General features: G+C 71.2%; 14 protein-coding genes. 11 read left to right on the top strand and 3 right to left on the bottom strand.

From position 1 onward, the window contains the following. Nucleotides 1-170: 170 nt before the first annotated feature. The 3 genes from ABZ887_RS27355 to ABZ887_RS27345 are packed head-to-tail and all read left to right on the top strand — an operon-like array spanning nucleotide 171 to nucleotide 2,766. Entirely contained in the window at nucleotides 171-704 is a 534-nt protein-coding gene (locus ABZ887_RS27355) for a PadR family transcriptional regulator (protein WP_361294285.1), read from the top strand. Continuing rightward, nucleotides 701-1,399: an ABC transporter ATP-binding protein gene (locus tag ABZ887_RS27350; protein WP_361294282.1), complete on the top strand. Its 699-nt coding sequence runs from the start codon at nucleotides 701-703 to the stop codon at nucleotides 1,397-1,399. Before ABZ887_RS27355 ends, ABZ887_RS27350 begins: the two co-directional genes overlap by 4 nt. Continuing rightward, nucleotides 1,396-2,766: an FtsX-like permease family protein gene (locus ABZ887_RS27345; RefSeq protein WP_361294279.1), complete on the top strand. Its 1,371-nt coding sequence runs from the start codon at nucleotides 1,396-1,398 to the stop codon at nucleotides 2,764-2,766. Before ABZ887_RS27350 ends, ABZ887_RS27345 begins: the two co-directional genes overlap by 4 nt. Before the next feature lie 126 nt (nucleotides 2,767-2,892). Here the strand turns inward: ABZ887_RS27345 and ABZ887_RS27340 are convergent, their stop codons facing one another. Further along, the gene (locus ABZ887_RS27340; protein WP_089107458.1) at nucleotides 2,893-3,429 is read right to left on the bottom strand and encodes an HNH endonuclease; all 537 of its coding nucleotides are present in this window, start codon (nucleotides 3,427-3,429) and stop codon (nucleotides 2,893-2,895) included. A 403-nt stretch (nucleotides 3,430-3,832) separates the two neighbouring features. Between ABZ887_RS27340 and ABZ887_RS27335 the strand changes: the two genes are divergently transcribed. Beyond that, the gene (locus ABZ887_RS27335) at nucleotides 3,833-4,930 is read left to right on the top strand and encodes a mechanosensitive ion channel family protein (RefSeq protein WP_361294275.1); all 1,098 of its coding nucleotides are present in this window, start codon (nucleotides 3,833-3,835) and stop codon (nucleotides 4,928-4,930) included. Here the strand turns inward: ABZ887_RS27335 and ABZ887_RS27330 are convergent. Both ABZ887_RS27330 and ABZ887_RS27325 read right to left on the bottom strand, forming a co-directional pair. Next, a complete protein-coding gene (locus tag ABZ887_RS27330; RefSeq protein ID WP_361294272.1) occupies nucleotides 4,923-5,555 on the bottom strand; it encodes a hypothetical protein in 633 nt (210 codons plus the stop codon). The two genes, ABZ887_RS27335 and ABZ887_RS27330, sit on opposite strands and share 8 nt — an antisense overlap. Next, the gene (locus tag ABZ887_RS27325) at nucleotides 5,552-6,097 is read right to left on the bottom strand and encodes a hypothetical protein (RefSeq protein WP_361294269.1); all 546 of its coding nucleotides are present in this window, start codon (nucleotides 6,095-6,097) and stop codon (nucleotides 5,552-5,554) included. The genes ABZ887_RS27330 and ABZ887_RS27325 overlap by 4 nt, the downstream gene beginning before the upstream one ends. A gap of 249 nt (nucleotides 6,098-6,346) precedes the next feature. Here ABZ887_RS27325 and ABZ887_RS27320 point away from each other — a divergent pair, with 249 nt between their 5' ends. From ABZ887_RS27320 to ABZ887_RS27290, 7 genes are all read left to right on the top strand, one after another. Then, the gene (locus ABZ887_RS27320) at nucleotides 6,347-7,192 is read left to right on the top strand and encodes a hypothetical protein (protein WP_361294266.1); all 846 of its coding nucleotides are present in this window, start codon (nucleotides 6,347-6,349) and stop codon (nucleotides 7,190-7,192) included. A gap of 256 nt (nucleotides 7,193-7,448) precedes the next feature. Further along, complete coding sequence (locus ABZ887_RS27315; RefSeq protein ID WP_361294263.1) at nucleotides 7,449-8,660, top strand: ROK family transcriptional regulator; 1,212 nt, start codon at nucleotides 7,449-7,451, stop codon at nucleotides 8,658-8,660. A 97-nt stretch (nucleotides 8,661-8,757) separates the two neighbouring features. Further along, nucleotides 8,758-10,101 carry an ABC transporter substrate-binding protein gene (locus ABZ887_RS27310; RefSeq protein WP_361294260.1) on the top strand — a complete coding sequence of 448 codons (1,344 nt, stop codon included), beginning with the start codon at nucleotides 8,758-8,760 and terminating at the stop codon, nucleotides 10,099-10,101. 2 nt (nucleotides 10,102-10,103) lie between these two features. Beyond that, nucleotides 10,104-11,045 (top strand): sugar ABC transporter permease, encoded by a 942-nt coding sequence (locus ABZ887_RS27305; protein WP_361294257.1) that lies wholly within the window; start codon nucleotides 10,104-10,106, stop codon nucleotides 11,043-11,045. A gap of 2 nt (nucleotides 11,046-11,047) precedes the next feature. Next, a complete protein-coding gene (locus tag ABZ887_RS27300) occupies nucleotides 11,048-11,941 on the top strand; it encodes a carbohydrate ABC transporter permease (protein WP_361294254.1) in 894 nt (297 codons plus the stop codon). 7 nt (nucleotides 11,942-11,948) lie between these two features. Beyond that, nucleotides 11,949-13,217: a 6-phospho-beta-glucosidase gene (locus ABZ887_RS27295; protein WP_361294251.1), complete on the top strand. Its 1,269-nt coding sequence runs from the start codon at nucleotides 11,949-11,951 to the stop codon at nucleotides 13,215-13,217. Next, nucleotides 13,208-14,179, top strand: coding sequence for a BadF/BadG/BcrA/BcrD ATPase family protein (locus ABZ887_RS27290; protein ID WP_361294248.1), 972 nt, complete (start codon nucleotides 13,208-13,210; stop codon nucleotides 14,177-14,179). Before ABZ887_RS27295 ends, ABZ887_RS27290 begins: the two co-directional genes overlap by 10 nt. Nucleotides 14,180-14,525: the final 346 nt, after the last annotated feature.

Raw genomic sequence — 14,525 nt, 5'->3', positions numbered from 1 at the left:
TCGCCGCAGGGGCACTCCCCGCGGACGGCGATCAGCGCTGCGACGCGATGAACTCCGCCCAGGCCTTCGCGGCGGGCGACGGGGCAGGGCGGCGGGGCGGCGAATTTCCAGGGAGCACTCTTCACTCGCACTATTCACTCAGTACATGTATCCAGTGCATACTGCTCTCCATGAGCACCCGGCACATCCTTCTGGGGCTGTTGGAGGCAGGGCCGAGTCATGGCTACGACCTCAAGCGGCGCCACGACGAACGCTTTCCGCAGGCCCGTCCGCTGGCCTACGGGCAGGTGTACACGACCCTGCAGCGCCTGGTCCGGGACGGTCTCGCCGAGGTCGAGGGGACCGACGCCGACGGGGGGCCGGAGCGGACGCTGTACCGGTCGACGGACGGCGGGGCACGTGAGCTGGCGCACTGGGCCGGGGAGATCGCGCCGCCCGCGCCCTTCGTGGCGAACGAGATCTTCGCGAAGGTCGTCGTCTCGATCCTGGCCGGTGGCGATCCGGCCGCCTATCTGCGCGCCCAGCGTGCCGCGCACATGGAGCGGATGCGGGAACTCACGGCCGTGAAGACGGCCCGGGGCGCCGATCTGGCGACCGTGCTCTCGGCGGACTTCGCCCTCGACCACCTCGATGCCGACCTCCGCTGGATGAACACCACGGCGGACCGGCTGACCACTCTGACCGCGGAGGTCGACGCAGCATGACCAACAAGGGGGACTCCCCGGTGCCGCTTCTGGCGGGCCGGGACCTCGTCAAGGCGCACGGCAGGACAGCGGCACTGCGCGGCGCCTGTGTCGAGCTGCGCGCCGGCGAGATCCTCGCCGTGACCGGGGCCAGCGGCAGTGGCAAGTCCACGCTGCTGCACTGTCTGGCCGGGATCGTGCGGCCGGACACGGGGGCGGTGACCTACGACGGGTCGCGGCTCGACCAGCTGCCGGAGAAGCGGCTGAGCGAGCTGCGGCGCTCCGACTTCGGCGTGGTCTTCCAGTTCGGGCAGCTGATCCCGGAACTGACCGCGCTCGACAACGTGGCGTTGCCGCTGATGCTGGCCGGAGCGGCCCGCACCGAGGCCCGGGCGCGGGCCGGCGAGTGGCTGGAGCGGTTCGGGGTGCGCGGACAGGAGGAGTTGCGGCCGGGCGAGATCAGCGGCGGCCAGGCGCAGCGGGTCGCCCTGGCACGGGCGCTGGTGACCGGCCCGAAGGTGGTCTTCGCCGACGAGCCGACGGGGGCGCTGGACTCGCTGGCGAGCGAGCAGGTGATGACCGCCCTGGTGCACACGGCCCGCGAGTCGGGTACGGCTGTCCTGCTGATCACGCACGACGCCCAGGTGGCGGCGTACGCGGACCGCGAGGTGCGGCTGAGCGACGGGGCCGTGCTGCCGGCGGAGGTGGCCGCGTGAGGGCCGATCTGGCGCTCGCCTGGCTGCTGACCCGGGGGTCGGACCGGCGGGAGTGGTGGCGGGTCGTGCTGACGGCGGCCGGGGCCGCCCTCGCGACCGGGCTCGGGACGGTGGTCGCCGTGCTCGTGCCCTTGGACGGTCACTATCACATCGGCGTCGGCGGCGGGCTGCTGGACGAGCAGGGGACCCGGGGCGGCGTGGTCGTCGCGCTGACGATGCTGCTCATTCCGGTGTACGGGTTCCTCGGGCAGAGCGCGCGGATCGGTGCCGTGCACCGCGAGCGGCGGCTGGCCGCGCTGCGGCTGGCGGGGGCGGGGGCCGCGCAGGTGCGGCGGATCGCGGCGCTGGAGTCGGGGCTCGCCTGCCTGGCCGGCTCCGCCGTGGCCGCGGCGGTCTCGCTGCCGGTCCTGCTCCGTCTGTGGTCCCACCCCGTTCCCCTGGCCTGGGCCGGGATCGCCGCGGTGACGCTGCTGGTGCCGACGGCCGGCGCGGCGGTGAGCGTGCTGTCGCTGCGCCGCGTGGTGGCGTCGCCGCTGGGTGTCGTGCGGCGGGTGCGGCCGGCGGGCCCGGGGCGGCTGTTCCTGGTGGCGACCGTCCTGCTGGGCGTGTCCGCGCTGTTCCTGGTGGTGGCGGTGTTCGTGCGCGACCCCTTCTCGCTCCCCCTGTTCGGGCTCGCCGTCGGCCCGCTCGTGGTCTTCGCCCTGTGCCTGCTGGTGGGCGCCGCGGCGGTGTGGCTGGCGGGCTGGTCGTCCGGGCGGCTGGGCTCGGCGCTCGCCGCCCGCACCGGCAGCCCCGCGGTGCTGATCGCGGCGGAGCGGCTCCGCGACGACCCGTGGGCGGCGGCCCGGACCCACGCGGCCGTGCTGCTCGTGACGGTCGTCGGAACGGGCTTCGTGGGGGTGCGGCAGGTGCTGCTCGCCGATCTGCGCGCGTCCGGGCGCGAGGGCCACCTCGGGACGGGCCTGTCGTACTACACCGACGGGCTCGATCTGACGGCCGCCGCGATCCTCGTCGCCCTGGCGATCGTCCTGGCCGCCCTCGCCGTGGGCACCGCGGAGTCCCTGGCCACCCGGCGCCGGGGCCTGGCGGTCCAGACCGCCGTCGGGGTGCCGCACGGGGTGCTGGCCCGGGCGCTGCTGCTGGAGACCGCGCTGCCGCTGCTCCCCGCGGTCGCGGTGGCGGGTGCGGGCGGCATGGGGGTCGGAGTCTGGTACTCGGCGCTCGTCGGGGAGCGGACCGCCGCGGGCGTGCCGTACGCGGCGCTGCTGGTCCCGGTGGGCGTGTACGCGTGCTGTCTGCTCGCCGCGGCCACCTCGCTGCCCCTGCTGCGCCGCTCGGTGCGCCCGGCGGAACTGCGCTACGCGTGACCGCCGGACGAGTGCCCGGCCCCCGGGTGGGGCACGGGGCACCCCGGGGCACGGGGCACCCCGGGGGCACGGGGGACCCCCGGGGGCCGGAGCACACCGTGCCCGGGTATGCGAAGGCCCGGATCGTCAGGCGGAGATGCCGTCGATCCGGGCCAGAGCGTCGTCCGCGCCGTACGGCTGCAAGTAGGGCAGCCAGCGCGGGTCCCTATGGCCGGTCCCGATGATGCGCCAGGCCAGGCCGGTGGGTGGGGCTGGTTTGTGCCGCAGCCGCCAGCCGATCTCGAAGAGATGGCGGTCGGCCTTGACGTGGTTGCAGCGGCGGCACGACGCCACCACGTTGTCCCAGACGTGCTGACCCCCGCGGCTGCGCGGGATGACGTGGTCGACGCTGGTTGCGACGCCACCGCAGTACATGCACCGGCCCCCGTCGCGCGCGAAGAGCGCCCTGCGGGTGAGAGGAACGGGCCCCCGGTAGGGAACCCGTACGAATCGCTTGAGCCGGACCACGCTGGGTGCCGAGACTGTGACGGTTGCGCTGTGCATATAGGCGCCGGATTCCTCCAAGGCGACAGCCTTGTTCTCCAGGACGAGGACGAGCGCGCGGCGGAGCGGTACGACGCCGAGCGGCTCGTACGACGCGTTGAGGACCAGGACATGCGGCACGGGGGCCTCCTTGGGCGTCGGCGGCGCGTGGCTCGCGCCGGGACGATCTGTGGCCAGTCTCCCCTCCTGCCTGGTGGACGCGCCACCATCTCCCGGTAACGGGCTGGGAGTGTTTTCGACCACACCGCATTCATCCCCCGGTTGCACCCCTTTTCAAGCGGGCCGTTTCCAGCGGCCCTGTTCAGGCGGTCCTGCTCGGGCGGTCCCGTGCGGCGGAAGCGACCGGAAGTGAGAAGCAGGCGTGAGGACGGTCTCTCCTTCTCGTATCGGCCGGGCCCACACACATTGCCCCGTTAGTGTGGTGTTCCTGCCCGTCCGGTGACCTTTCCGTGACCTTGAACGCCGTATCTGACCTTGAACGCCGTGCCGGAGGGCAGTACCGCACCGCCTGGAGGTACCCGCCGTGTCCTTGCCCGCCGTCCTACTGGCCGCCGGTTCGTCGCCGTCGCCGACCCCCTCGGAGTCGTCGACAACGACCGTCCCCACGCTCCAGGACGCCCAGGAGAGCGCCGCCAACACGGCCAGCTGGGTCGAGCAGAACTGGTCGACGTGGCTGGCGATCGGGCTGAAGGTGCTGCTGGTCGTGGTGATCGCGGTGGTGCTCAGAAACGTCGTGCTGCGGGCGATAACCAAGTTCATCGACCGGATGAACCGGACGGCCGAGTCGGCGGAGGGCACCACCCTCGGCGGGCTGCTGGTCAACGCCGAGCGGCGGCGGCAGCGCTCGCAGGCGATCGGGTCGGTGCTGCGGTCGGTGGCGAGCTTCCTGATCCTCGGCACGGCCGCGCTGATGGTGCTGAGCAGCTTCCAGATCGACCTGGCCCCGCTGCTGGCCTCCGCCGGTGTCGCCGGTGTCGCGATCGGTTTCGGCGCCCGGAACCTGGTCACGGACTTCCTGTCCGGCGTGTTCATGATCCTGGAGGACCAGTACGGCGTCGGCGACTCGATCGACGCCGGGGTCGCCTCCGGCGAGGTGGTCGAGGTCGGCCTGCGGGTGACGAAGCTGCGCGGCGCCGACGGTGAGATCTGGTACGTCCGCAACGGCGAGATCAAGCGCATCGGCAACCTCTCGCAGGGCTGGGCCACGGCCGGCGTCGACGTCACCGTCCGGCCCAGCGAGGACCTGGACCAGGTGCGGGCCGTCCTGGACGCGGTCGCCGAGAAGATGTCCAAGGAGGAGCCCTGGAACGAGCTCCTGTGGGGTCCGATCCAGATCCTCGGCCTGGACTCGGTCCTCATCGACTCGATGGTCGTCCGGCTCTCCGCCAAGACCATGCCGGGCAAGGCGCTGACCGTGGAGCGCGAGCTGCGCTGGCGGATCAAGCGGGCGTTCGACGCGGCGGACATCCGGATCGTCGGCGGTGTCCCGGCCGCGGCTTCGGAGGACGAGGCCGCGGACCGGGCGGACGGGGTGGCGGCGCCGTCGGTGTTCTCCAACTCGGACTCGCCGCAGGTGGCGGCGGCGACGCCGATCGCCTCGCAGCGGTCGGGCGCTAAGTAGTTCCGCCGCCGCAGGCCAGCCGGTAGGCCTCCTTGACCCAGGCTTCGGCGCGGGGGTCGACACCGCAGGTCAGGCCGGCGTCGGTGTTGCCGCCGACCCAGGTGGTGACGCTGCCGTAGACGTCCCGGCCGGGGCAGGCGACGGTGAAGCTGCCCTGGACGACCCGCACGCTCTTGGCGTCGACGTAGCGCCCGGCGTGCCCGCGGGTTCCCATTCTGAGCGGCGACGGTCGGCGGTCGGCCGAGTCCTCCCCGGGGGTCGCGTACTCGTACGGCTCCCACAGCTTGAGGTGCTTGGCGAGCGCGGCCATGACGCGGTGCGCGGAGACGCTGCCGTCGCTGGTGTCGACCCGGGGCACGACGTTCCGGACGAGCCGGGTGTGGAAGGTGATCCAGCCGCGGTCGCCCTCCTTCACCGTCACGACCGGGGAGAGCTCGGTGAGCCGCTCCTCGCGGGTCACACCGGCCCACCGGAAGGTGCCGCCGGGACAGGCGGGGGCAGTGGCGGACGCCCTGGCCGAAGGGCTGGTCGAAGGGCTGGTCGCGGCCGCCTTCTCCGTCGTCGTGGTGCAGCCCGCCGTCGCGAGGACGAGGGCGAGCCCCAGCCCGATGTACCGCCGCTTCACTTCGTGCTCCCGGGCTCGATCGTGCGCACTGTCTGGCAGAGCGCGAGGAAGACGGCGCCGTGGAAGACGGCGGTGTCGGTCTTGAGGCCCTTGCCCGCGCGGAGCTCGACGCGGGTCTCCCCCGAGGCCTCCTCGTAGGTGACCGAACCGTCGGCGGACGCCTTGCCCCGGAACGGACGCCAGGAGAAACCGACCGGGTTGCCGTCGCCGACCCCGGACGCCCGCCGGGCCGCGCCCAGTTCGGTGCGGACGAGGGACAGCGGGACGCCGGTGAGGGTGTGCGTCTGGGTGCGGTCGAGGGCGTTCTCGGAGACCGGGATACCCAGCCCGCGCGCCGCGCGCACCAGCGCGCGGGTTCGCCAGGCCGCCCACAGCGGGGAGAGCAGTGCCAACGCCACCGGTATGGCGGTCACCTCGCGCAGGGTCGACCAGGCGAGGCCGTCGTCGACGAAGGCGAAGACGCACGGCGGCACCATCGCCGGCACGGAGTCGGTGAAGGTTCTCAGCGACAGCCGCAGGAACAGCCGTCTCGGGTAGGCCATCCGAGTCCCCGTCCTCCTGTCCGATGCCGGGATCAAGAAGCAGGAAACGTGGCGAAGGACCCCGTTGACCAGCGCGGACGAAGATCGTGACGCAGCCGTGATCACAATCCGGCCGTCGGCCGGATTCAGATGGTCTTCACAGGCCCCGCGCATTCTCCCCGCACTCGTGATGATCTATCGTCGCCCCACTACGGGCCCTTGCTCTGGAGCGCGACGTCGCCCGGGGGCCCGTCTCGAATGTGGGGATACATGAGAAAGCTCGCCATAGGCACCGCCCTGTCCGGCGCCCTGGCCCTGGCCGGCATCGCGGCGCCCGCCGCCTCCGCGGCCACTCCGAACCTGGTCTTCTCCTACGTGACCGTGAACAAGGGCAAGGCGATCGTCGTCGGCACCACCAAGACGGTGAACGTGCCGGTGACGTACACCCTGACCCGGCCCGCCGACCTGGTCATCGACAACAAGAAGACGTTCGCCGCGGTGATGCTCTACCGCGGCACGCTGAAGTCCCTCGGCAACGAGCTGGACCCGGAAGTCATGCCCACCTGCACGACGACCGCCACCACGGACACCACGGTCACCGAGAGCTGCTCCGAGACCATCCCGGTCGACCCGGACGACTACCTGTACGAGGCCGCGGACGCCACCACGTGGAAGGCCGGGGGGCTGTACGCCCACCTCGACAGCACCGTCTCGGACGACTTCCTCAGCTCCGAGTACGACGCGGCCATCTGGGGCAACCTGACCACCGCCAAGGTGCAGCGGGCGGCCAAGCTGACCGTCAACGCCACCCCCGAGCCGGCGGTCCAGGGCAAGACGCTCACCGTCAAGGGCAAGCTGACCCGGGCGAACTGGGAGACCGGCAAGTACGCGGGGTACAAGGGGCAGAAGGTCGTCCTCCAGTTCCGCGCCGAGGGCAGCAGCACGTACCAGAACGTCAAGGGCATCACCTCCGGCACCGGCGGTGCGCTGTCCACCACCGTGAAGGCCTCGAAGCGCGGCTACTACCGCTTCGTCTTCGCCGGCACGACGACCACCGCCGCGGCGAAGGCCGCGGGCGACTACGTCGAGGTGGACCCGCCGGCCCTGGAGCTCTGACAGACCCCCAGGCGCACAGCGGGGCCCGTCCGGATCTTCCGGGCGGGCCCTTCCGCATGCCCGGGCCCAGGTAACGACTGCGTTGCCGCCCCGGCGGGCTATTGACGCTCTCCTTCCGGCGGCTTACGTTTTCCAGCCAACAGGAAACTTTCCTAACAGTGATCAGGGGATGGCCGCCTCAGGTGGTCCACCCGGGTGGACCGATCGTCCGTGTCACTGGGAAACTGAGCGGCTGGAAAGGCAGGTGTCGAACCCCATGGCAGGAACCGCCGGTACGCCGGGCACCCCGCGTGTGCTGCGCGCCATGAACGACCGCGCCGCACTGGACCTGCTGTTGGAGCACGGCCCGCTGTCCCGCACCCGGATCGGCAAGCTGACCGGCCTCTCCAAGCCGACCGCCTCCCAGCTGCTGGCCCGTCTGGAGGCGGCCGGGCTGGTGCTGGCGACCGGCACCAGCGAGGGCCGGCCGGGCCCCAACGCCCAGCTGTACTCGGTGAATCCGCGTGCGGCCCACGCCGCCGGCCTCGACGTCAACCCGGGCCGGATCCGGGCCGCCGTCGCCGACGTCACCGGCCGTACCGTCGGCGAGTACGAACTGCCCACCCCCGGGCGGCGCTCCGCGCAGTCCGTCGTACGGCAGGTCACCGACGCCCTGGACGGCGCCGTGAAGGCGGCCGGGCTGGCCCGGGACGACGTGCACCGGGTCGTCGTCGGCACGCCCGGCGCCTTCGACCCCAACACCGGCCGGCTGCGGTACGCCTCGCACCTGCCCGGCTGGCACTCCCCCGCACTGCTCGACGACCTCGCCGCCGCGCTGCCGATGCCGGTCGAGTACGAGAACGACGTCAACCTCGCCGCCATCGCCGAACAGCGGCTCGGCGCGGCCCGCGGCCACGGCGACTTCGTGCTGCTGTGGAACCAGGAGGGCCTCGGTGCCGCCCTGGTCCTCGGTGGCCGGCTGCACCGCGGCTGGACCGGCGGTGCCGGCGAGGTCGGCTTCCTGCCGGTGCCGGGCACCCCGCTGGTCCGCCAGGTCACCAAGGCCAACAGCGGCGGTTACCAGGAGCTCGCCGGTTCGCAGGCCGTGCCCCGGCTGGCGCGCGAGCTGGGCATCGAGGACCTGCCGGACGGGCCGTACGACGAGGCGGCCGCCGAACTCGTCGCCCGCGCCGCCGACCACGCCACCGGCCCCTACCACCAGTTGCTCCGGACCTACGCGACCCGGCTCGCCACCGGTCTCGCCTCCCTCGTCTCCGTCCTCGACCCCGAACTCGTCGTCCTCAGCGGCACCGCCCTGACCTCCGGCGGCGAGGTGCTGCGCGCCCTCGTCCAGGCCGAACTGGAGGAACTGGCGGCCGCCCGGCCGCGGCTCGTCGTCGGCGACGTCCGTGAACACCCCGTGCTGCGCGGCGCGCTGGAGAGCGCGCTCGCGACCACCCGCGACGAGGTCTTCGACACCTCGCGCTGAGCCCCTGCCCCCTCTCCGCCTGCCTCCGCCTCTCTCCGCCCCTCGACTTCCCGCACAGCCTTCCCTTCCCACACCGCCCGCCCCGGGAGACCTCGCCATGCCCATACCCTCCGCTGCCCGAAAGACGGCTTTTGCCCTGACCGCGGCCGCCAGTTCGCTGGCCCTGCTCACCGCCTGTACCGGCCAGTCCTCCTCCGGAGCCGACGCCGACGCCTCCGCGAACACCACCATCAACTTCTGGCACGCCTGGAGCGCCCCGAACGAGGTGAAGGCGGTCAACGCGCTGATCGCCGGCTTCGAGAAGGCGCACCCCAACATCCACGTCAACGTCGTCAGCAACATGACCGACGACAAGATCAACCAGGCGCTGCGCAGCGGCGGCGACAAGGCCCCGGACGTCATCTCGTCGTTCACCACCAACAACGTCGGCAAGTTCTGCTCCTCGGGCGCGCTGGTCGACCTGAACCCGTTCTTCAAGAAGTCCGGCATCGACCCGGCGACGACGTTCCCGAAGGCGATGAACGAGTACACCCAGTACGACGGCAACCGCTGCTCGGTGCCGCTGCTCGGTGACGCGTACGGCCTCTACTACAACAAGACGGCGTTCAAGGCGGCCGGTATCACCAGCCCGCCGAAGACGTGGACCGAATTCAAGGCCGACGCCAAGAAACTGACGATCACCCAGGGCGACAGCTACAAGCAGCTCGGTTTCATGCCGGACTACCACGGCTGGGAGACCACGACCGAGCACTACCAGGCACAGTTCTCGCCGACGTACTTCACCGCCGACGGAAAGTCGAACGTCGCGAAGGACCCGGCGTTCACAGAGGCGTTCACGCTCCAGAAGAACCTCGTCGACGAACTCGGCGGATTCCAGAAGCTGGAGAAGTACCGGGCGACGCTCGGCGACGAGTGGGGCGACAAGCACCCCTTCCAGACCGGCCAGGTCGCCATGCAGCTCGACGGCGAGTGGCGGCTCGGCATGGCCCTTGCCACCAAGCCGAAGTTCGACATCGGCGTCGCCCCGCTGCCGGTGCCCGACGACCAGGTCGCGCAGTACGGCAAGGGCTACATCACCGGCACCATCGCGGGCATCGCCGCCAACAGCAAGAAGCAGAACGCGGCCTGGGAGTTCGTCAAGTACATCACCACGGACACGGACGCGGTGGTGAACTTCTCCAACGCCATCCACAACGTGCCGTCCACGCTGGCCGCCCTGAAGTCGCCGAAGCTGAAGTACGACCCGCGGTTCAAGACCTTCCTGGACATCGCCGCCAACCCGAATTCCACGACGTCCCCCGCCTCCATCAACGGCGGTGTGTACCTGGCGACGATCCAGAACTTCGGATACGACTACGAGAGCGGCAAGGTCAGCAACCTCAAGTCCGGTCTGGAGGCCACGGCCAAGCAGATCGACACGGACATCGCGCAGGCGAAGTAGCGATGAGCACCATCACGTTGGCGTCGAAGCGCCGCCGGTCGGCGCTTCGTACGGTCGCTTTCATGTCGCCCTGGCTGATCGGGTTCGCGGTGTTCTTCGCCTACCCGCTGATCTCCACGGTCTATTTCTCCTTCATGCACTACGACGGCTTCAAACCGCCGACGTGGAGCGGCACGAAGAACTGGACGTACGTCTTCGAGCACTACCCCTACTTCTGGCCCGCACTGCGCAACACCCTGTGGCTGGTACTGGTGATGGTGTCGCTCCGGGTCGTCTTCGGCCTCGGCGTCGGCATGCTCATCACGAAGATCAAGACGGGCACCGGGGTCTTCCGCACCCTCTTCTACCTGCCCTACCTGGCCCCGCCGGTCGCCGCGACCATGGCGTTCGCGTTCCTCCTCAACCCCGGTACCGGGCCGGTCAACTCGATCCTGGAGAAGGTCGGCATCCCGGCCCCGGGCTGGTTCAACGACCCCACCTGGTCCAAGCCGGCCCTGACCCTGCTGGCCCTGTGGGGCGTCGGCGACCTGATGGTCATCTTCATGGCCGCGCTGCTCGACGTGCCGACGGAGCAGTACGAGGCGGCGGAGCTGGACGGCGCCTCCGCATGGCAACGCTTCCGGTTCGTCACCCTCCCGAACATCTCACCGATCGTGATGTTCGCGGTCGTGACGGGTGTCATCCAGACGATGCAGTACTACACACAGCCGCTCATCGCCGGAAAGGTCGCCTCGGGCGTGATCCAGGGCGCGGGCACGCAGTTCGAACCCGGCTATCCGGAGAAGTCGACGCTCACCCTCCCCCAGCTCGTCTACAACCTCGGCTTCCAGCGCTTCGACTACGGCTCCGCGTGTGTCGTCGCCCTCGTGCTCTTCGCCCTGTCCATGGCGTTCACCGCGATCCTGATGCGGCGCCGGGGCGGTCTCATCCAGGCAGGTGACTGACGATGACCCAAGTGCTGGACCGGCCGGCGGAGCTGAAGGCCCCGGTGTCGGACGCCGAACGCACCGCCCGCCGCAAGGCGTTGCTGAACTGGGTGGCGGTGCACTCGCTCGGCGTCGCCGCCGCCCTGTTCTTCACCCTCCCCTTCGTGTTCGTGTTCCTGACCTCGCTGATGAGCGACAGCCAGGCGCTCAGCCGGGACCTGATCCCGCACACCTGGGAGTGGGGCAACTACAAGAAGGTGTTCGACACGCCGGGCTTCCTGACCTGGTGGAAGAACACCCTGATCTACGCCGGACTCGGCACCGTCCTGACCGTCGTGTCGTCGCTCCCGGTGGCGTACGCGCTCGCGAAGTTCCGCTTCCGGGGCCGCAACCTGTCCCTGATGCTGGTGATCTCGATGATGATGCTGCCGCCGCAGGTGGTCATCATCCCGATGTACCTGTTCTGGGCGAAGCAGCTGGACCTCTCCGGCACCCTGTGGCCGCTGATCGTGCCGATGGCGTTCGGCGACGCGTTCTCCATCTTCCTGCTGCGCCAGTTCCTGATGACGATCCCGAACGAGTACCTGGACGCGGCGAAGGTGGACGGCTGCGGCGACCTCAGGACCCTCCTCAGGGTGGTGATCCCGATGGCGAAGCCGGGGATCGCCGCCGTCGCTCTCTTCCAGTTCTTCTACGCCTGGAACGACTACTTCGGCCCCCAGATCTACGCCTCGGAGAACCCGGGCGCCTGGACCCTCTCCTACGGCCTGGAGTCGTTCAAGGGCATGCACCACACCGACTGGAACCTGACCATGGCCGCGACCTTGCTGGTCATGGCCCCCGTGATCCTCGTCTTCTTCTTCGCCCAGAAGGCGTTCGTCGAGGGCGTCACGCTCACCGGAGTGAAGGGTTAACCCATTCATGAAGCTCACTGTGGTCGGCGGAGGCTCGACCTACACCCCTGAACTCATCGACGGTTTCGCACGCCTGCGGGACACCCTGCCCATCGAGGAACTCGTCCTGGTCGACCCGGCCGCCGAACGCCTCGAACTGGTCGGCGGACTGGCCCGCCGGATCTTCGCCAAGCAGGGCCACAGCGGCCGCATCGTCACCACCTCCGACCTGGACGCGGGCGTGGAGGGCGCCGACGCGGTGCTGCTGCAACTGCGCGTCGGCGGGCAGGCGGCCAGGCAGCAGGACGAGACGTGGCCGCTGGAGTGCGGCTGCATCGGCCAGGAGACCACCGGCGCCGGCGGCCTGGCGAAGGCCCTGCGCACGGTCCCCGTCGTCCTGGACATCGCCGAACGGGTCCGCCGCACCAACCCGAACGCCTGGATCATCGACTTCACCAACCCGGTGGGGATCGTGACCCGCGCCCTGCTCCAGGCCGGCCACAAGGCGGTCGGGCTGTGCAACGTGGCGATCGGCTTCCAGCGGAAGTTCGCGAACCTGCTGGGTGTCACGCCGTCCGAGATCCACCTGGACCACCTCGGCCTCAACCACCTCACCTGGGAGACGGCGGTCCGCCTCGGCGGCCCCGAGGGCGAGAACGTCCTGCCCAAGCTGCTCGGCGAGCACGGCGACACGATCGCCGCCGACCTGAAGCTGCCCACGGCCCTCCTGGACCGCCTCGGCGGCGTGATCCCGTCCTACTACCTGCGCTACTACTACGCGCACGACGAGGTCGTACGGGAACTGCGCACCAAGCCGTCCCGGGCGGAGGAAGTCGCCGCGATGGAGAAGCAGTTGCTGGAGATGTACGGCGACCCGGCCCTGGACGAGAAGCCGGAGCTGCTCGCCAAACGCGGCGGCGCCTACTACTCGGAGGCGGCCGTCGACCTGGCCGCGGCGCTGCTCGGCAGCAGCGGGAACCCCTACCAGGTGGTGAACACCTACAACGGCGGCACGCTGCCCTTCCTCCCCGACGACGCGGTGATCGAGGTACAGGCGGCGGTGGGCGCGCACGGCCCCGTTCCGCTGCCCGTCCCGGAGGTCGACCCGCTCTTCGCCGGGCTGGTCGCGAACGTGACCGCGTACGAGGAACTGGCCCTGGAGGCGGCCCTGCGCGGCGGCCGGGACCGCGTGTTCCGGGCGCTGCTCTCCCACCCCCTCATCGGCCAGTACGAGTACGCCGACGCCCTGACCGACCGACTGATCGCGCACAACCGGGAGCACCTCGCGTGGGCCTGACCGCAAGTGTCCTCGCCATCGACGCGGGCAACAGCAAGACCGACGTCGCGGTGGTGGCGGCGGACGGCGAGGTCCTCGCCACGGCCCGGGCCGGCGGTTTCCGGCCGCCGGTGGTGGGCGTGGAGCAGGCCGTGGACGAGGTGGCGACGGCGGTCGCGGAGGCGTACGCCGCCGCCGGGGTCACCTCCGTCGCCCACGTCTCCGCCTGCCTGGCCAACGCCGACTTCCCCTTCGAGGAGGAGCAGTTGGCCGCCGCGCTGGCCACGCGCGCGTGGGGGGCGACGGTGGCGGTCCGCAACGACACCTTCGCGATCTTCCGGGCCGGCGTCACCGAGCCGCGCGGGGTCGCCGTCGTGTGCGGTGCCGGCATCAACTGCGTCGGCATGCGCCCCGACGGCCGTACCGCCCGCTTCCCCGCCCTCGGCCGCATCTCCGGTGACTGGGGCGGGGGCTGGGGACTGGCGGAGGAGGCCCTGTGGCACGCGGCCCGCGCGGAGGACGGCCGTGGGGAGGGCACGGCCCTGGCCCGCGCGCTCCCGGCCCACTTCGGGTACGACAGCATGCTCGCGCTGATCGAGGCGCTGCACCGGGAGGACGTCGAGCCCGCCCGGCGGCACGAGTTGACGCCGGTGCTGTTCGCGACGGCGGCCGACGGCGACCCGGTGGCCCGGGCGGTGGTGGACCGGCTGGCGCAGGAGGTGGTGGCGATGGCGGTGGTCGCGCTGACGCGCCTGGAGCTGCTGGACGAGGAGACGCCGGTGCTGCTGGGGGGCGGGGTGCTGGCGGGCGGGCATCCGCAGCTGGACGACGGCGTGCGTGAGCTGTTGGCCGCGCGGGCGCCGAAGGCGGTACCGCGGGTGGTGACGGCGCGGCCGGTACTGGGCGCTGCGCTGCTGGGGCTGGATGTGGTGGGGGCGGGGGTGGCTGTGCAGGAGAGGGTGCGGCGGTACTTCGAAGGGTGACGGTGGGTGGGGGCCGGGGCGGGGGGTGTCGCTTACCGGCGCTGGCCGGGTGCCGCCTGCGCCCACCCGTGCCGCCCCAGCGGCACGACTGCCCGCAGGCTGGGTCAGCTGACAAGGCGCCCGCGGCTGAGGCGCCCCGTCAGGGGCGCGGGGAACTGCGCGACCAGCCCCCACGCACCCGCGCCCCGTGACGCACCCTCACCACCCCTCCGGAACCGAACCGATTCCCCCGGCGTATTCATGGGCAGGGGTTCCGCTGCGATCCGATCAAGATCCAGTGAAGGCCGGTGCCGAATGTCAGTCCGGGCGGCGATACTGGTCGGCGACCGGATGGCCATGGGGGAGG

The organism is Streptomyces sp. NPDC047061 (assembly GCF_040643955.1).
Classification (GTDB): Bacteria; Actinomycetota; Actinomycetes; order Streptomycetales; family Streptomycetaceae; genus Streptomyces.
Note: the sequence above shows the minus strand (reverse complement) of the source record. Positions and strands in the feature narration are given on the sequence as shown.

What these genes read in the sequence shown, in the direction of transcription:
- ABZ887_RS27355 (WP_361294285.1), top strand. Translation starts at nt 171, where the DNA reads ATGAGCACCCGGCACATCCTTCTGGGGCTGTTGGAGGCAGGGCCGAGT.
- ABZ887_RS27350 (WP_361294282.1), top strand. Translation starts at nt 701, where the DNA reads ATGACCAACAAGGGGGACTCCCCGGTGCCGCTTCTGGCGGGCCGGGAC.
- ABZ887_RS27325 (WP_361294269.1), bottom strand. Translation starts at nt 6,097, where the DNA reads ATGGCCTACCCGAGACGGCTGTTCCTGCGGCTGTCGCTGAGAACCTTC.
- ABZ887_RS27320 (WP_361294266.1), top strand. Translation starts at nt 6,347, where the DNA reads ATGAGAAAGCTCGCCATAGGCACCGCCCTGTCCGGCGCCCTGGCCCTG.
- ABZ887_RS27315 (WP_361294263.1), top strand. Translation starts at nt 7,449, where the DNA reads ATGGCAGGAACCGCCGGTACGCCGGGCACCCCGCGTGTGCTGCGCGCC.
- ABZ887_RS27310 (WP_361294260.1), top strand. Translation starts at nt 8,758, where the DNA reads ATGCCCATACCCTCCGCTGCCCGAAAGACGGCTTTTGCCCTGACCGCG.
- ABZ887_RS27305 (WP_361294257.1), top strand. Translation starts at nt 10,104, where the DNA reads ATGAGCACCATCACGTTGGCGTCGAAGCGCCGCCGGTCGGCGCTTCGT.
- ABZ887_RS27300 (WP_361294254.1), top strand. Translation starts at nt 11,048, where the DNA reads ATGACCCAAGTGCTGGACCGGCCGGCGGAGCTGAAGGCCCCGGTGTCG.
- ABZ887_RS27295 (WP_361294251.1), top strand. Translation starts at nt 11,949, where the DNA reads ATGAAGCTCACTGTGGTCGGCGGAGGCTCGACCTACACCCCTGAACTC.